Origin of the sequence: Cloacibacillus evryensis DSM 19522, assembly GCF_000585335.1 — a bacterium.
GTDB lineage: Bacteria > Synergistota > Synergistia > Synergistales > Synergistaceae > Cloacibacillus > Cloacibacillus evryensis.
Genome location: NZ_KK073872.1, coordinates 2,374,151 through 2,390,378, shown reverse-complemented (window position 1 = coordinate 2,390,378; position 16,228 = coordinate 2,374,151). Strand labels below are relative to the sequence as shown.

At 56.4% G+C, this 16,228-nt stretch carries 18 protein-coding genes and 1 tRNA gene; 15 read left to right on the top strand and 4 right to left on the bottom strand.

Annotation, left to right across the window (positions count from 1 at the left end; translation table 11 throughout):
• Positions 1–165 precede the first annotated feature (165 nt).
• From rpmH to CLOEV_RS10715, 6 genes are read left to right on the top strand one after another with little or no spacing between them, the layout of a single operon-like run.
• The gene (gene rpmH, locus CLOEV_RS16540; protein ID WP_083829738.1) at positions 166–300 is read left to right on the top strand and encodes a 50S ribosomal protein L34; all 135 of its coding nucleotides are present in this window, start codon (positions 166–168) and stop codon (positions 298–300) included.
• Positions 301–306: 6 nt separating this feature from the next.
• Entirely contained in the window at positions 307–699 is a 393-nt protein-coding gene (locus CLOEV_RS10735; RefSeq protein ID WP_034443633.1) for a ribonuclease P protein component, read from the top strand.
• A gap of 2 nt (positions 700–701) precedes the next feature.
• Positions 702–995, top strand: coding sequence for a membrane protein insertion efficiency factor YidD (gene yidD, locus CLOEV_RS10730; RefSeq protein WP_392439068.1), 294 nt, complete (start codon positions 702–704; stop codon positions 993–995).
• A gap of 9 nt (positions 996–1,004) precedes the next feature.
• Complete coding sequence (locus CLOEV_RS10725; protein ID WP_008712785.1) at positions 1,005–1,820, top strand: YidC/Oxa1 family membrane protein insertase; 816 nt, start codon at positions 1,005–1,007, stop codon at positions 1,818–1,820.
• Positions 1,821–1,823: 3 nt separating this feature from the next.
• A complete protein-coding gene (gene jag, locus CLOEV_RS10720; protein WP_051485040.1) occupies positions 1,824–2,525 on the top strand; it encodes an RNA-binding cell elongation regulator Jag/EloR in 702 nt (233 codons plus the stop codon).
• A 12-nt stretch (positions 2,526–2,537) separates the two neighbouring features.
• Positions 2,538–3,302 (top strand): prolipoprotein diacylglyceryl transferase, encoded by a 765-nt coding sequence (locus tag CLOEV_RS10715; protein WP_034443625.1) that lies wholly within the window; start codon positions 2,538–2,540, stop codon positions 3,300–3,302.
• Here the strand turns inward: CLOEV_RS10715 and CLOEV_RS16105 are convergent.
• The gene (locus tag CLOEV_RS16105; protein WP_051485039.1) at positions 3,271–5,937 is read right to left on the bottom strand and encodes a bifunctional diguanylate cyclase/phosphodiesterase; all 2,667 of its coding nucleotides are present in this window, start codon (positions 5,935–5,937) and stop codon (positions 3,271–3,273) included. The two genes, CLOEV_RS10715 and CLOEV_RS16105, sit on opposite strands and share 32 nt — an antisense overlap.
• A 171-nt stretch (positions 5,938–6,108) precedes the next feature.
• On the opposite strand from CLOEV_RS16105, the gene CLOEV_RS10705 reads away from it, so the two are divergent.
• A complete protein-coding gene (locus tag CLOEV_RS10705) occupies positions 6,109–7,638 on the top strand; it encodes a Do family serine endopeptidase (RefSeq protein WP_034443622.1) in 1,530 nt (509 codons plus the stop codon).
• Positions 7,639–7,726: 88 nt separating this feature from the next.
• Here CLOEV_RS10705 and CLOEV_RS10700 read toward each other — a convergent pair whose 3' ends face one another.
• Entirely contained in the window at positions 7,727–8,200 is a 474-nt protein-coding gene (locus tag CLOEV_RS10700; RefSeq protein WP_034443620.1) for an L-2-amino-thiazoline-4-carboxylic acid hydrolase, read from the bottom strand.
• Positions 8,201–8,520: 320 nt separating this feature from the next.
• Between CLOEV_RS10700 and CLOEV_RS10695 the strand changes: the two genes are divergently transcribed.
• From CLOEV_RS10695 to CLOEV_RS10685, 3 genes are read left to right on the top strand one after another with little or no spacing between them, the layout of a single operon-like run.
• Positions 8,521–8,874 carry a hypothetical protein gene (locus CLOEV_RS10695; protein ID WP_034443619.1) on the top strand — a complete coding sequence of 118 codons (354 nt, stop codon included), beginning with the start codon at positions 8,521–8,523 and terminating at the stop codon, positions 8,872–8,874.
• A gap of 52 nt (positions 8,875–8,926) precedes the next feature.
• A complete protein-coding gene (locus CLOEV_RS10690; RefSeq protein ID WP_034443617.1) occupies positions 8,927–9,244 on the top strand; it encodes a phage holin family protein in 318 nt (105 codons plus the stop codon).
• Positions 9,228–9,464, top strand: coding sequence for a hypothetical protein (locus tag CLOEV_RS10685; protein WP_034443616.1), 237 nt, complete (start codon positions 9,228–9,230; stop codon positions 9,462–9,464). Before CLOEV_RS10690 ends, CLOEV_RS10685 begins: the two co-directional genes overlap by 17 nt.
• Before the next feature lie 14 nt (positions 9,465–9,478).
• Here CLOEV_RS10685 and CLOEV_RS10680 read toward each other — a convergent pair whose 3' ends face one another.
• Positions 9,479–10,216, bottom strand: a complete 738-nt coding sequence (locus CLOEV_RS10680; RefSeq protein ID WP_008712770.1) for a hypothetical protein — start codon at positions 10,214–10,216, stop codon at positions 9,479–9,481.
• 261 nt (positions 10,217–10,477) lie between these two features.
• Positions 10,478–10,551: transfer RNA gene (locus CLOEV_RS10675), tRNA-Cys, on the bottom strand.
• A gap of 318 nt (positions 10,552–10,869) precedes the next feature.
• Here CLOEV_RS10675 and CLOEV_RS10670 point away from each other — a divergent pair.
• The 5 genes from CLOEV_RS10670 (at position 10,870) to CLOEV_RS10650 (ending at position 16,228) form a co-directional block, all read left to right on the top strand.
• Positions 10,870–11,499: a hypothetical protein gene (locus CLOEV_RS10670; RefSeq protein WP_034443614.1), complete on the top strand. Its 630-nt coding sequence runs from the start codon at positions 10,870–10,872 to the stop codon at positions 11,497–11,499.
• A 171-nt stretch (positions 11,500–11,670) separates the two neighbouring features.
• Positions 11,671–12,351: a response regulator transcription factor gene (locus tag CLOEV_RS10665; protein ID WP_008712768.1), complete on the top strand. Its 681-nt coding sequence runs from the start codon at positions 11,671–11,673 to the stop codon at positions 12,349–12,351.
• A gap of 6 nt (positions 12,352–12,357) precedes the next feature.
• Positions 12,358–13,740: a sensor histidine kinase gene (locus CLOEV_RS10660; protein WP_008712767.1), complete on the top strand. Its 1,383-nt coding sequence runs from the start codon at positions 12,358–12,360 to the stop codon at positions 13,738–13,740.
• Between the two features lie 18 nt (positions 13,741–13,758).
• Positions 13,759–15,027 carry a TolC family protein gene (locus tag CLOEV_RS10655; protein ID WP_034443611.1) on the top strand — a complete coding sequence of 423 codons (1,269 nt, stop codon included), beginning with the start codon at positions 13,759–13,761 and terminating at the stop codon, positions 15,025–15,027.
• Entirely contained in the window at positions 15,017–16,228 is a 1,212-nt protein-coding gene (locus CLOEV_RS10650) for an efflux RND transporter periplasmic adaptor subunit (RefSeq protein ID WP_008712765.1), read from the top strand. Before CLOEV_RS10655 ends, CLOEV_RS10650 begins: the two co-directional genes overlap by 11 nt.

Genomic DNA, 16,228 nt, shown 5'->3' with positions numbered 1-16,228 from the left:
GGGGGCGTTGCGCAATAGTTCAAAAAAAAATCGCCAAAAAGATTATTCTTTTCTTGCCGCGCGGGCAAGTCTATGTTATATTTATCAGGTTGTTTATGGGCCAATTATTCTGCAAAGAATTTTTGATAGTTTGATAACGATGACAAAACGCAGGAGGTGTAGTCTGTGAAACGAACTTTTCAGCCGCACAATATAAGACGCAAGCGCTCAATGGGCTTTCTTGAACGCTCCGCATCCCCCAGCGGACGCCGCATTCTTAGAAATCGGCGCCGTAAAGGTAGAGCACGTCTCGCCGTCTAATTAGCTGTGGATTTTGGTTTTTCATCTGCAAAAAGGCTAAAGAGCGGGTGGCAATTTGATCTTGTATTCCGCACCGGACGTCGTGAAACTGGCGCACTGGTGCGGTTGTTGTTTCTAACTAAGGCAAAGGGGCCCGCGCTTGCCGGTGTGACGGTCGGCAAGAAGATCGCCGGCGCGGCGCGGCGCACGCGCGGACGCCGCGTTATGCGCGAGGCCGTCAGGAGGCTTCTGCCGTGGGTCAGAGAGGGTACGTGGATAGTGGCCTCCCTGCGTGAAAACGCCCTCGGGGCGAAGGCCGATGAAATTTATGCGGACATGGCTCTTTCCCTGAAACGCCGGGGCTTGCTGGTACAGGAGTGGCCCGGCGCGGATTGGAATATCGATTCCGGGAGAAATTGATCGTGCGCTTGGTCTCTTTTTGTATGATATTCTGCATCAGAGCCTATCAGGCGATCATCTCTCCGATCCTTGGCGGGGGAAAATGCAGGTTTTATCCTACTTGTTCCGAGTACGCGGCGGAGGCGCTGCGGCGTTATGGCCCGGTCACTGGATTGTGGCTGGCGTCGGCCCGGTTGGTAAAATGCGGCCCGTGGCATAAGGGGGGCTTCGACCCTGTGCCGGAGACCGCTGAGATTGCGGTGCGGAAATGGATAGGAAGGCTCTGCTCAAAGACGGAGCAAACTTCGAAAGGTTAGGTGAAGGTTTTGGGCGCGATATGGAATGGAGCGAGCGAGCTCCTTCTCTCGATACTCGAGTTCTTTTATGGGATCACGCATTCTTACGGACTGGCGATCATACTGCTCACAATAGCGGTGAGGATCGCTCTTTACCCGCTCAATCAGAAGCAGATGCTCTCTATGCAGCATATGCAGAAGATTCAGCCGATGCTGAAGGTGATCCAGGAAAAATACGCTAACGACAGGGAAAAAATGAATCAGGAGACTATGCGTCTCTACAAGGAATACAAAGTAAACCCGGCGGCGGGATGCCTGCCCCTCGTAGTGCAGCTTCCCATACTCATCCTGCTCTTCAACGTACTGCGCACCTATGATTTCGCGGATACGGCCTTTTTCGGCGTCCTTCTCGGCTCTTCGACGACCGCGGGGCTTGCCAAGGCTTTCGGCATCGCGGCGGCCGCCAACGGCGAATACAGCATAATGGCCGTCCTTTCCGCCGTCGTTACGAATCCCGCCGGACTTGCGCACGTCAACTTTTATCTTGGAAACCTGATCCTGCTCATCAGCATCTCCGTGCTCACCTGGGCGCAGCAGAAGCTCTCGGGCGGCAACAATCCCCAGATGGCGATGATGAATACCATCATGCCGTTTTTTATGGCGTTCATCTGCCTCTCGATGCCAGGCGGCGTAATGCTCTACTGGGGCCTCTCCTCGCTGATAGGCGTAGCGCAGCAGTATTTCGTGATGAAGAAGACGACCCAAGAGCTTGCGGTAAAGCCGACTCTCCACAAGAACAAGCCGGTTAATCCCGCGGACGACGATGACGAAGACGATGAGGATTAAATCATGAAAGAGACAGATCTGATACCGATGCCTGAAATAGAGAGCGCAGTGGTGGACTGCTCATCGATCGATGAAGCGAAAGCCAAGGGCGCTCAGATGTGGGATATCCGGACTGAGGATGTGGACGCGACGGTCCTCTCCGAGGATAAAAAACTTTTCGGACTGCTGGGCTCGACCTATAAGATAGAGATACGCCCGTTCGCGCCCGTCTCTTATATCAAGTCCTGCCATTTCGTCAACGAGATACTCGACAAGATGGAACTTGACCTGATACCGGAGCTTACCGACGACGGCATGATCAACCTGGTCGGCGAGGACGCCGGAGTGGTGATCGGCCGCTACGGCGAGACGCTGAAGGCCCTTGAGTACATCACGAACCTTGTCTGCCACGATGATATGTCGACGAGACGCGTCCGGTTCGACTGCGGGGGCTACCGCGCCCGCAGGGAGCAGACGCTGCGCCGCCTTGCCGAGTCGATCGCGCGCGAGGCGAAGCACAAGGGATCGCCGGTGAGCCTTGAGCCGATGTCGAGCTGGGAACGCCGCCTCATCCATATCGCTCTGCGCGACAATAAGGATGTGGAGACCCGTTCGATCGGCGAAGAGCCGCTGCGCAGGGTCCTCGTCTGCCCCGTGGGAGCGGCCGCGCGAGGCCGCGGCGGCGACCGTGGACGGAGACACTCCAATCGCGGAAAGTTCAACTAACGAAGGGGGATCATGTATCCCGTAATATTTAAAATTTCATTTGTGGAGGCCCGCAGCTATTATTTGCTGTGGGCTTCCGCTTTGCTCATCTTCGTATTCTGGACGCGGCGCCGCGCCGAAAAGCTCTGGGACATGGACGACGACGATGTCACTTCCGTGCTGCTATGGGTCTATTGCGCCGGCGTCCTCGGTTCATACGCGGCCAGCGTCGCTGAGAGGCTGCCGCTCTACCTCAGCGGCGGCCTCTCTCTTAAAATGACGCTGCGCGGGCTCTCCTCGGGGGGAGGTATGCTCGCCGGAGGACTTGTTGGGATCTGGCGGCTGAAAAAATGCCGGATCGGCATCGAAGATTTCGCGGAGGCCGCCGCCATTCCCGCCGCCGCGATGCTCGGCGTCGGCCGTATCGGCTGTTTTATGGAAGGCTGCTGCGCCGGCGTTGGAAAGCATTACGCCCCGGCGCCATGGTGGGCCGTGCATCTGCATTTTGATCCGGCGGGCCTTTACCGGTATCCCTCGCAGTTGATGGAATCTCTCGCCGCCCTGACGATGTTGATCCTGCTGCTGCTGGTCGAGAGGTTTGTGAGAAGAGTCAGGGGCGGCGGCAGCGCCGCGGTGGTATTCCCTCTTTTCATGGCGCTGTACGGTCTCTACCGGCTCATTTTTGACCATTTCAGGGAGCTTCCCGGCTCCAGGTGGATATGGCTGCTCGCCTCTTTCGCCGGCCTTCTCTGGCTGGCTTTCTCCGTTATACGTCTTTTCGCGCTTCGCCGCCGCTGAAGTTTTTCAGGAACCGCAGCAGCGATTCGCCGTCCATTGGCTTCGCGATCAGGTAACCCTGTATTTTTGTGCAGCCGATGCTGAGCAAAACGGCAAGCTCGTCTTCGCTTTCGACCCCTTCGACGATGACCTTCTGCCCGGTGGCGCGCGCGACCGCGATGATCGCCCTGACGATCTCCCTCTGTATGGCGGAATTCTCTATATCATCGACGAAGCTCTTGTCTACCTTTATATAGTCGGCGCTGAGGTCTTTCAGGTAAGAGATGGTGGAGTATCCCGTGCCGAAGTCGTCGATATATATCGCTATTCCCGCCTCTTTGACGGGGCACAGCATCTCCCGCAGTTCCACGGCATTTTCCAGACAGTTCGATTCCGTTATTTCGATACCCAGTGAATGAGGCGGCAGCCCGGAATCTCTGACCTTTGCAAGCAGTTTCGGGATGAAGTCGGCCTGCGCGAGCTGTACGGGAGAGACGTTGAATTCCACGGAAACGCCGCATCCCGCATTCTTAAGCCTTTTTGCGAAGGCGATCGATTCGTCAGCGACCCAATCGCCGAGTGCGTTGATGAAGCCGCTTTTTTCCGCCATCGGGATGAATACGCCCGGCGGTATATCCCCGTGGCTGGCGCTGCGCCAGCGTGAGAGCGCCTCCACCGAGGTGATCCTATCCTCCATGGCGTCGTATATCGGCTGGTAATAGAGCTCCATCTCACAGTTTTTCAGGGAGAGGCTGAGCGCCGTTTCAATGTCGAGGCTGCGCAGTATGGAGCGGTATCTCTTCTCATCGAGATGACAGACGCCGTTGTTTTCCTTCGCGAGGCGCGTCGCTATCTCGCCATAGCGAAATATATCGTCTGGCGTGACGCTGTGGTTGGCGGTATATTCCTTATAGGTGATGACGCCGATGTTGCAGCTGACGTCAAAAGTACTGTTGCCGACGCGGAACGGAGCGAAGAAAGCCGCTTTGATCGCCTCGCGGAGCTCCGCAAGCTCTTCTGTATCTTTGTAATCATGATAGACGACGAAGTTATCGTATTTCAGGCTGTAAAGCTCGGCCTTGAAGTCCTTCACCGCCGTTTTCAGGCGGCTGGCGGCCTCAGCGATCGTTTTGTTGTAAACGGGGCTGCCGAATATTTCCAGTATCCTGTTCGCGTTGTTGATCTCGACAAAGCAGCATACGGCCTGGTAATCTTCCGGCGGATGCTCCGCCATCACCGCGCGTATTTTCTGTGAGAAGACTTCACTGTTGGGCAGTCCCGTGAGCTTGTTGACGTAAGCGAGGTCGCGTATGCGCTGCTGCATTTTTTCATCCTTGGTGATGTCGAGCGCCAGCGCCTGCCCTATTCCCTTGGGATCGGCTTCGACAAGCTGAATCAGTAGGTATACGCAGTGCCCGCCTGAAACGGCGCAGCAGAGGCGCAGCGATTCCCCTCCCTTGAAGGGCGCGTGCGGGAATATTTTCTGTCCGGCAATCGTGATGTCGCCGAAGTTGAAGTCTCGTGTCTTTGCCGGCAGCCCCAGCAGCTCCGCGAAGCCGCCGTCGAAACCTTCAGCCCGCCCTGAAGGATGGAGGGTCAGCAGGTGAAGTCCCGATGAGTCCAGCATCGCGTTGGAGATGCGCTGGAGGCGGGACGAGCGCCAGGCGTAAAAATAGACGGAGAGGATGATGGTGATCAGCAGCAGCGTCAGCGCCGTGAATGCGGCGGCGACCGTCATCAGCAGCTTGCGCTGTTCGCCTCTGATACTGTTGTTTGACGAGATGGCGATGAGCTTCCAGTTGTTGGTATTGGGCAGCGTTACGTAGGAGATAAAACGCCCTGTGTCTTTTGAACTGTAATTGCAGACGTCGGAGCCGTCGGCGGCGGAAGACATCCGCGCGGCGAGTTCGTCGCTCTCCCGCTCGGAGAGGATGCCTCCCATGAAGTTGAATACGTTAGTCGAACTGCTGAGGAACATCTGCGGGTCGCTGAAGAGGCCTGAATTTGAGATGACGGAATTTTCCCCGTCTACAAGAAAGAGGAAGGCGCCGTTATATTGGATGTTTATATTTTTCAGGAAGGCGGCAGCGTCCCTGAGCCCCATCACGGCGTTGAGCGTGCCGATGACTTCGGCCCCCATATAGATGGGGACGCAGATCGCGATAAATTCGGTTCCCTGTATCCTGTCTTTCGCGGCGGGGTCGAGCATCACGGATGACGTTGAGGAAAAACCGCGCAGTGCCCGCTGGAAGGAGTCGTAAACATAGACGTTGTAACCTTTTCCATCGGGATTTATCACCGTGCCATCCGCGTCGGCGATGGAGATGCGCTTGTAATCCATCTCATCTTTTGACGTCTGGTAAAAGGCGATATAATCCTTGAGCCCGTCCAGTACCTTGCGCGGATCCCTTGTCGATTCGTTGGCGCGCGTCCTCGCGACAGAGGAGAGCATCTGGATGCGGGTATTTATTCTTTCATTGACGATGTCCGCGGCAAGCGAAACTACAGAATTTGTCTGGACGCTGTCCTGTCTGCCGTATAGCTCCCGGACGCGCAGCAGCAGCATAACGCTCATACAGGCAAACAAAAAGAGCATTACTATAAGAAGGACAAAGGTGCGTGTCAGGAAAAAATGTAGATTTATCCTATTCTTCAAGTTCCCGCGAGTCCTCCTCAAGATCGTGCGCCTTTGATTAATTATAGCACGAATGGCATTGACATCTCCACAAATATTCCACAAAAAGCATTATTGACTTTCATTGACCATATGGTATTATTATGAGCCATGCAGTAAGTAGAAAGTGAGAAAAATTTTGGAGGTGTTTCAATGGAGAAATTCAATCTGAACAGCGGTTTGAAAAAGTTCGGAACAGCCGCGCTGGCCGCGCTGGTTTTATTCGCCGGCGGGGCCGCTGGGTCCTATATAGCAACAAGATACACAGTAACCGAGGCCGGCGTCGGCGTGGCCGCAAATCCCGGAGGGGCGGCGTCGGCTTCCGCCCCGACGGTGTTTGATCAAAAGAACCCATACGTGGCTATCGTCAAGAGGAGTTCGCCGGCGGTCGTCAACATCGACGTTGAGACGATGGTGACAGAGCAGCCGGTGGTCAACCCCTTCCAGGGAAATCCTTTTTTTGAGGAGTTCTTCGGCGAAGAGTTCTTCGGCCCCCAGCAGCGTCAGAGTCAGCCGCGAAAGGTGCCGCGCCGCGGCAAGGGGTCCGGCTTCATCGTCAGCAAAGAGGGCTACATCCTCACGAACAACCACGTCGTTGAGGATGCCGACAAGATAAAGGTAACTCTGCTCGACGGCAGGACCTTCGACGCCAAAAAAGTGGGGCAGGACCCGACGTTCGACCTTGCCGTCATTCAGATAAAGGCCAAGGACCTTCCGGTACTGCCGCTTGGCGACTCCGGCGCGACGGAAGTCGGCGAGCAGGTAGTGGCGATCGGAAACCCGCATGGTTTTGAGAACACTGTCACCGCGGGCATCATCTCCGCGAAAAACAGGACTCTGCAGGCCCCCGGCATCAACTTTCAGGGATTCCTGCAGACCGACGCGGCGATCAACCCCGGCAACAGCGGCGGCCCGCTCATCGATCTCAATGGAAACGTCATCGGGATCAACACCGCGATCGTTCCCTATGCCCAGGGCATAGGCTTCGCGGTCCCAGTAAATATGGCGAAGCAGATAATGGACGACCTCATCAAACACGGAGAGGTGCGGCGCGGATGGCTCGGAGTGACTGTGCAGCCGCTTACGGCTTCACTCGTAGAGGCTTATAAGATCCCCGTCAAAGAGGGCTCGATCATCGCAGACGTCCAGAAGGGCTCACCGGCGGAGAAGTTCGGACTGCGGCGCGGAGATGTGATAACGGCGGTGGGCGACAGCAAGATAAAGAACAGCGAGGACGTGGTCTTTGCCGTGCGCAACAAACTTGCCGGCGAAAAGGTACCCTTTGAGATATATCGCGACGGCAAAAAGATGACCGTCGAAGTAACGCTCGGCGATATGGACAGCATCAAGGGCGCGAGAAGACAGAGCTCCAACCCGCGCGGCGGCCAGCAGAGCGCCCCGCAGGAATCGACGCAGATGGGCGTCACGGTGGTCGTCAACAGCCCGGAATTCAGCAGACAGCATGACCTCTCGGAGACCGGCGGGGTGGTCGTGACAAAGATCGCCCAGGGCTCGCAGGGGCAGCGCCTCGGCCTTCGCCCCGGAGATGTGATTCTGGAGATCAACCGCCAGAAGATAAACTCCATCGCCGATTGGGAGCGGATGATGAGCGCAAAGAAGGGCGCGCTGGGCCTCCTCGTCTCGCGCGGCGGGCAGACGCTTTTCATCTCCGTCGGCAAATAAAGCTCATCAGGCTGAAAAACTTGTAAAATAAAAAAATCCCGTCCCGCCGGAGATCATCCTGACCGGCGGGACGGGCGTCTTTAAGCGGTCATTTCTTCTTTCTATAACAGAAATCGCAGCGGTCTCCGCCCTCCATCAGCGTCTTGCTGCGAACGAGTTCCAGCCCTTCGTCGAAGCCCTCAAGGAAGGCCGCGTCACGCTCACATGAGATGACGCTCCCTATATCCCCATAGCCGAGTTCCCGGTAAAGCTCGGCAAAGGCGCAGCGGGTGACGTCGAAGCGGCAGCAATCGGCGCTGTCCTCTTTCAGAGTGGATTCCAGCGCTCCGCCGGCGTTCCAGCGCGCGATGCAGTTTTTCTTAAAAGATTCCAGGCCGCCGCCGCATTTTTCACTCAGCTCTTTTCCGGCCTCGCGTGAGATATCTTTCAGCGCACGCCTGACGACCTCGTAAGCACGCTCCTCCCCGAACTCAAGGGAAAAGGCGCGTATGAGCGGGCCGATCACCTTTGCCTCGATCTCTCTCTGCTGCAGAAGCGGGATCTCTTTAAATTTTTCTCCCAAAATGACAACCTCCCTGTGATGGACATACAAGAAAACGATATGATTATTCTACCCCGAAAAACACCCATATGCGCCGTTTTGAATTGACGCCGGTTTCTCGCGTTTAAAAAATTCAGGCTGCCGTTTGCCATCTTGCCGGGATGGCTATATATTTGTATAGGCAAACGGCCGACGCGGGGGCGCGGCGAGATAATACGTTAACCATTGATTTTAGCGTTTTTTTTCAGGTAATTCTATATAATTATCCGCCTGCGCCGATGTTAGAATAAACTTGCGGCGGAACGCCAAAATATATAACTATTTGAAGGAGGTCATTTCTTATGAGCGATCAAATTATGGATGCTAGCCAGGCAAAGATCGAGGCGATGGAGGCAAAGATACTGGAGCTGGAGGCGAAACTTCAGGAGCAGGCAAAAATGGCGGGGGAAGAGATCAGCGAGGGAAAAGAAGCTCTGCTCGAAAATATAAAAAACGGCGCGGAGCGCCTTTACAAAGACCTGACCCCCTTTGTCGAGAAATACAAGGAAGAGCGCGATCAGGCGATGCGCGCGGCCGGAACGAAAATATGCGAGCATCCGTTTATATCGGTGGCGGCGGCATTTGGCGCCGGCCTTCTGATCGCCAGGCTGCTGGAGAACAAGGTCTGTCACGGCGGACATTTTCACCGTTCCTGATGACGCGGGAAAACAGAGACCTCCTGTCAGCTTTGGACGGAGGGACAACTGAATGAGCCGGCTGACCGAGCTTGTGCTGAGTTTTTTTGACCTTATGGAGGCGGAGGGACGCGAGCTTCGCGAACAGGCACAGATCGTCGCGCGCGGCGCCATCATGCTCTTTTTTGGCGGAGTGCTGCTTACCGCCGGCCTGCTGGCGGCCGGCTACGCGCTGTACCTCACGCTCGCCCGCCTGCTCGGAGCCCCCGCGGCCGCCTTCATCGTCGCGTTGCTGCTCGGCGCGGTGGGGATGACTCTTATATCAAAATCGTCGCCGCGGAATAACGGCGGCGCGGAGCGCGCGGAGTCAAAAAATGAAGACGCGGACTAAGCCGGCAAACCTAGCCGAGGCGAAAAAGAATTTCGCCGCGGCTATGGATAAGATGAGCCCGGCAAATATAATAAGAAGTTACCCGATAGAAAGCGCAGCCGCCGCGGCGGCGGCAGGAGCGCTTACGGCGTTTTCGGGAAGAAGGCTTCTTACGCTCATCTTCCCGATCACAGAATTATTTTCGTTGTACGGCAAGCTAAAGAGCGGCAGGGCCGAATAGACGGTCTACGCCGTCTACGCCTCCGCCGCCCTCGCATAGAGGATGTGAAAGCCGCTCTTGTGTTTGCGGACCAGTTTGTATCCCGCGTATCCCTCGGCGATGGCCTTCATCTGCGCGGCCTTGTCTCTGATGGGGATCTGCAGGTGGCCGTGCGTCCATATCGGCAGCAGCGACGAGCGGAAGTCCTTTTTTAGGATAAAACGCAGATAGCCTCCATAGACCTCTTTGATGCCGATTATCCTGAAATTGCAGGTCAGTATATTCTCAAGACTGAAGATATTCTTCGGCGATACGGTCGTCAGCAGAGAAGTGTGTTCCCTCGCGACGATGTCCTCAACGAGGTACTGTGTCAGATATTGTACGTTGTTGCCGCGGAACTCCCAGTCCACGACACAGAAACCGGTGACGGCGGGGAATTCGTCGCCGTCAAGTTCGACATTAAAGGATTTTACCTCCTTCTCAACCCAGTTGCGTTCCATCTTTACGGTGCGCGCAGTGACGAGCTTTCCTTTATGGCGTATGCCGACCGCCAGCCCTTCGCTGCCGAGAAAACGCTCGATCTCCTCGTATGGGCTCGCCGCGAAGATATCGCGGGAAAGTCCGTTGGCCACTTCATCATGAAGAGCGGCCGTCTCTTCGATGTCCTCCGGGCCGAGCCTGCAAAGTTCACATTCGGCAATTATCGCGGCACCGTCGGTATTATGGCGTCTTATGAATATTTTCCGAGAGTTGCTCTCATCAAATAGATTCATATACATCCCTCCTTTTCATAATCAGAAAGAGTTTTTTCGGAAAAGGAAACAGGAAACTATGAAATTATAATTGAAAAGGGGCGGTTAATTCAAGCGCAGTCTTGTTTATTCTATCCGTGCCAATTGTGATAATTTTCGATTATTGAGCCGCATCGGACAAAAGGCGCGGCATAGTATTATAAATCGCCTGCCATAACAAAAGTTTATAACGGCGGGAAACACCAGTATTCGCAAATAGTTTCTAAGGGAAATAAAAAAATTTGGAGGCGGCACCCAGACTCGAACTGGGGATAAAGGATTTGCAGTCCTCTGCCTTACCACTTGGCTATGCCGCCGTAACGAAAGAGAGTATAACAATCCTTGACTGTGGTGTCAAGGAAGGGAGAGAAATTTCATCCCATTTTCTTTATGAATTGTTTTTGGGGCGGCGCCGCGGAGCGCCTCCGCCGGCTGGTTTTTGTGCCGGTATGGCTGCGGCCGGGGGAGGCTTTCCGGTCGGTTTGGGGGCGGCGTTTCGGCCTTCACAAAATCCCCACATTTAGTTCATAAAATCTTCATAGCCTCTTGATATCATATCCTCAGCGGATAGGGAGGCGGCCGGTTTTAGAATATGGCGGCCGCCGAGGTAAAATTTTTCTGGGAGGAATAAACGAATGAAAGTTAAAATCATCGGAGCGTTATTGATGGTTATGGCAATTGCGGGAACGGCTGCCGCTTATCAGCCTTGCGGAGACGCTCCGCGTCACGAGGGGCGCCGTCACGGAGGCCGGGAACTGTCGCAGGAGGAGCGCGTACAATTTGACGCGTTGAAAAAGCTGCAAGGCGAGATCAGAGCCGAACTTAGCAAGGATAAGCCTGATAAGGCAAAGGCGCGGAAGCTCTTTGAGAAGGAGCTTGATATTCGAGAGAGTTTTATGGCGGAGCGTTTCAATGACTGCCTCGCCAACCACGATAAGGACAGCCGCTGCCGCTGGCGTGACGAAGGCGGAAGAGGCCGCGGAGATAACGACGGCGCCTGGCGCGAGCTCCGCCAGGAGATGAGCAAGGATTACCCTAATAAGGCAAAGGCGCTCGAGCTTTACAAAGAGGCCTCAAAGACGCGCCGCGAACAGGCGAAGGCGCGTTTTGAGGAGGTCCTCAAGGACCCGGCGAGGTTTATGCAGGATGGAGAACACCGGCGCGGACGGGCGGAGGGACGTCACGATTTCTGCGGCTCACACCGGGATTGCCCCGACTGCCGCAGGCCGGGAACTTGCCCGCAGCATAATTGCGTAATCAACTAGGCTGTAAAAATATCGCTGGCGGCTCGGCATAGAGCCCTTGCGTTTATTATAGAAACCAACAGGAAGGTCGGGGCGGTTTTTTTGATCCGTCCCGGCCGTAAAAGAGACATAGGAGATATTTCTGGCATATAATTAACGAAGAAAGTTTACGAGGAGAGCGACGGTGCGGCCATGAAGATACTTATTATTGAGGATGAATCAGCGATAGCAGAGGTCGAAAAGGCCTATATAGAGCGGGAGGGCTACGGCGCGGAGATCGCGCGGGACGGCCTGGAGGGGCTTGCCAAGTTCCGCTCCGACACTTTTGACCTGGTGCTGCTGGATCTGATGCTTCCGGGTATGGCCGGCGCCGACGTTTGCCGTGAGATACGCCGCAGCTCAAACGCTCCGATCCTCATGGTGACGGCAAAGAGCGGAGAGGACGACATCGTCGCCGGGCTTGACGCCGGCGCGGACGACTATATAGTAAAGCCATTTTCGCCCAAGATCCTGATGGCGCGCGTCCGGGCCAACCTGCGCAAGAACGGCGCGGCGGAGGGCGGCGGCTCGGATGTCATTACGGTGGGCGGTTCGCTCGTGATAGACCCGCAAAACTTTACCGTCAAGAAGAACGGCGAAGAGGTATCGCTTACCCGCAACGAATTTATGATCCTTTCAAAGATGGCTGCGCGTCCTGAGAAGACGTGGAGCCGCGACGATCTTATAACCTATGCGCTCGGCTATGAGTATGACGGTTTTGAGCGTTCTATCGACAGTTACATAAAGAATATACGCAAGAAGCTTTACGACCCCGAGCATGAGAACGGCTACATACGCACGGTGCACGGCTTTGGCTACAAGATCTCGGAGTGAGGCGCGATGAATATCAAGCGGTCCCTGAAGACGAAGCTGATTTTTCAGTATATGGTGATCGTCATCGTGTGTATGCTCGTCATCCCGACCGCCATCTCTGAGCTGTTAGACCGGCAGTTCCGCGGCTTCGCCACCGAGCGTCTGCGTGAGAATGAACTGGAAGTCGCGGAGTTTTTTGCCAAAATGTACATTGAAAACGGATCGTGGCAGGGATGCAGCCTCTTTCCGCGGGGATCGGATTTTCTGCGCTGGCCGATGGTGGTGGTGCAGCTGTTTGACGAAAAGGGCGTCGAGGTGCGTAAGTACAGCCGCATGATGAAGCGGGAGGGGCATCATAATAAAAATCCCGAGCCGATGGCCTTCAAAGGAGACCTGCTGGTCAGCAGCCGTGAGATAATCATTGACGGCGTCCGGGTCGGCGAGGTCCGCTTCACCTGCCTGCCCTTCAACAACAGTCCGGAAGGCGGTTTTCTGCGCAAATTCAACAAGATAATGTATTACGCGGTCGCCCTGATGCTTGTCGTCGCCGCGATGATCGCGGTCTTTATGGCCTACCGCATCAGCCGTCCGGTTTTGAACGCGGCAAAGCGCGCGCAGCAGATAAGCCACGGCAAGTATCGCATGGAAGACCGGATGGAGTCGGATATTACGGAGCTACAGGCGTTGATCGACAGCGTGGACCGGCTCGGCGAGAGCTTGGAGGCGCAGGAGGAGCTGCGTAAGCGGCTCTTAAGCGATATCGCTCATGAACTGCGCAATCCTGTGACTATAATTAAATCCCACCTCGAAGCGATCGAGGACGGCGTGTGGGAGCCTACGCCGGAACGTATCCGCCTAACGGTCAGCGAAGTCGATCGCCTTTCGCAGCTTATCTGCGAGGTGGAGAAGCTTACTTACATCGAGGGGGCGGGGCATTCTCTGGCTCTTGAAAATATTGACGCCTCGTCGGTAATAGAGAGGGCGGCGCTGGTATTCGACCCGCTGTATAAGAACAAGGGCGTCGAACTGAAGCGGGAGATCCAGCCCGATGTGATGATGGTCATGGACGGGGCGAAGATCCGCCAGGTGATAGAAAACCTTCTTTCAAACGCGCTGCGTTACACGGACGCCGGCGGCGCGGTCACGGTGTCGATGTCCAGCGACGCCGCCGAGATGAGGATAGAGGTGGCCGACAGCGGCATCGGCATCGGCGCGGCGGACCTGCCGTATATATTTGAACGCTTCTATAGGACCGATGTGTCGCGGGCGAGGACGAGCGGCGGCATCGGCATCGGGCTCGCGATAGTTAAGGCTATCGTCGAGGCGCACGACGGTACGATAACCGTCGCGAGCGATCCAGGCGAGGGCAGCCGCTTCACCGTCAGGATACCACGAAAAGATACTGAGTAAAGAAGGAGAGTGTATCTTATGAGAATAGCCGCATTAAGATGGCCTCTGGCCTGCGCGGCGCTGATGTTCTGCGCCGCGGCCTCATGGGGGGCGCCGCTTACGATCGAGGAATGTCTGGCCTCGGCGATGAAGAACAACCCCGACCTCATGGCAGCGGAGGAGAAGATCGCGGCACAGCGCGCCACGATCGGGCAGGCGGCCTCCGCGGGGCGGCCGCAGCTTTCGGCGGGAAGCTCGTATTCGCGGGGCGGCAGCGGTCTGTCCGGAGACAACAACAGCGGTTCCTATTCCGGCAACGTGAAGGTTGAGCAGTCGATCAGCGACTGGGGCCGGCGCGAGGCTAAGGTGGAGGGCGCGCAGCTTTCGACCGAGGCTGCGGACGCCGATTACCGGAGCACGCGCGAGAGCGTGATCCAGAACGTCTATAACGCCTATTACGGGCTTAACCGCGCAATGCGTGAGAATGCGGTCGCCAGGACGCGTTATGATAATTTTGAAAAACGCCTTAAATGGGCGCAGTCCTACTACGAAGTCGGCACGAAGCCGAAGATCGAAGTGACGAAAGCCGAGGCAGACCTTGCGGCCTCAAAGCTGGCGGTAGTCAAAAGCCAGGCCTCGATGGAGCAGTATCGGGCGGATCTTGCGAACGCCATCGGGCAGCCGATGCTCGAGATCAGCGAGGTGGACGACATTCTGGAATATGAAGAATGGAATATGCCGCTGGACGAAGCCGTAAAAAGGGCGATGGAGCAGCGTCCGGAGCTTATCGCGAAGCAGCGGCGCGTCGAATACGCCTCCACGAACCTTACGGTGCAGATGAAGGGACTTTCTCCCTCGCTCTCCGCCTCTGCCGGATATGACATCTATGGTTCGTCGCCCTTCGACGGCAGCGAATGGAGCGCCAAACTTTCTCTCTCGGTGCCGATCTCTGACGGCGGACTCACGAAGAGCAAGGTGGAACAGGCGAGCGCGGAGCTGCGCACCGCCGAGGCCGAGATGAAGAGCCTGACCAACGGCGTCACGCTGGAGGTGCGCAAGGCCTGGGAGGCGCTGCGCGAGGCAAAGGAATCGCTTGTCTCTTCGCTGGAAGCGGAACGCAGCGCGAAGGCGACGCTCGATCTCGCGGAGGGGCGCTACGCGGCCGGCGTCGGCGACAACCTGGAAATTTCCGACGCCGTCGACAGCTACGCCACGGCGTCCGCTAACAGGGTCCTTGCCCTCTATAACTGCAAAACGGCACAGCTCGACCTTGAGAAGGCTATGGGAGGTCTGAAATATGGAGAATAAGATTAAGATAATGAAAAACGGCGGGAAACTCAAATTCGCCGCGCTGATAGCCGCCGCGGCGGTGGCCGCCGCCGGAGGATTTTATTTCTTGAACACGCGCGAGGGCGAAATACAATATAAGACTGTCCCGGTCGTGCGTTCGGACCTGCGCTCGACGATCCAGGCGACCGGCACGCTGAACCCCGTGGAGACGGTGGACGTCGGTACTCAGATCTCCGGCACGATCAAGGAACTTTATTTTGATTACAACAGCCGCGTCAAACAGGGGCAGCTGATAGCCATAATGGACTCCGCGACACAGTCGGCGGAGGTGGCGCAGGCGCAGGCGACGGTGGCCTCGGCGCAGGCCGACGTGCTCAACGCGCAGGCCGCGCTCGACGTGGCGGCCAAGGATCTCGCCCGTACCCGCGAGCTCGCCAAACGCGACCTGATCGCGAAGGCCGACGTCGACGCGGACACGAGCACCTGGCTCAAGGCGAAGGCGAACCTCGCGGCGGCGGAGGCGAAGGTGGCGCAGTACCGCGCGACCCTCGAAAAATCACGTATCAACCTTAATTACACGAGGATATATTCGCCGGTGGACGGCGTAGTCGTCGCGAAGAACGTGGAAGAGGGACAGACGGTCGCCGCGAGCTACCAGACGCCTTCGATCGCGGAGATCGCGCGCGACCTCACCCAGATGCAGGTCGAGGTGAACGTCGACGAGGCCGATATCGGCGGCGTCCACGAGGGACAGCCGGCGACCTTCAACGTCGATACCTATCCGACGCTGAACTTCGAGGGCAAGGTGACGCAGGTGCGCCTGTCTCCGGAGACGACCGACAACGTCGTCACCTATACGGTCATCGTGAAGGTGCAGAACCCGGACGGCAAGCTGCTGCCCGGTATGACGGCCAACGTTTCGCTCATCCTTGAGAACCGCGACGACGTTCTCGTCGTTCCCAACAGCGCCTTCCGCTTCAAACCGTCAAACGGGCAGTCCTCAGGCGAAATGGGACCTCCGGGCCCGGGCGGCGGCCACAAGCAGAACGTCGCCGAAGTGACGAAGCCCGCCCTCTATACGCTCGATAAAAAGAAAAAGCCGGTCAAGATAGAGGTCGAAAAGGGTATCACCGACGGGCAGAACACCGAAATAATCTCCGGCGTCGAAGAGGGCGAGCGCGTAATAACGGGCATCATCGTTCCCAAAGAGGAAAAATAA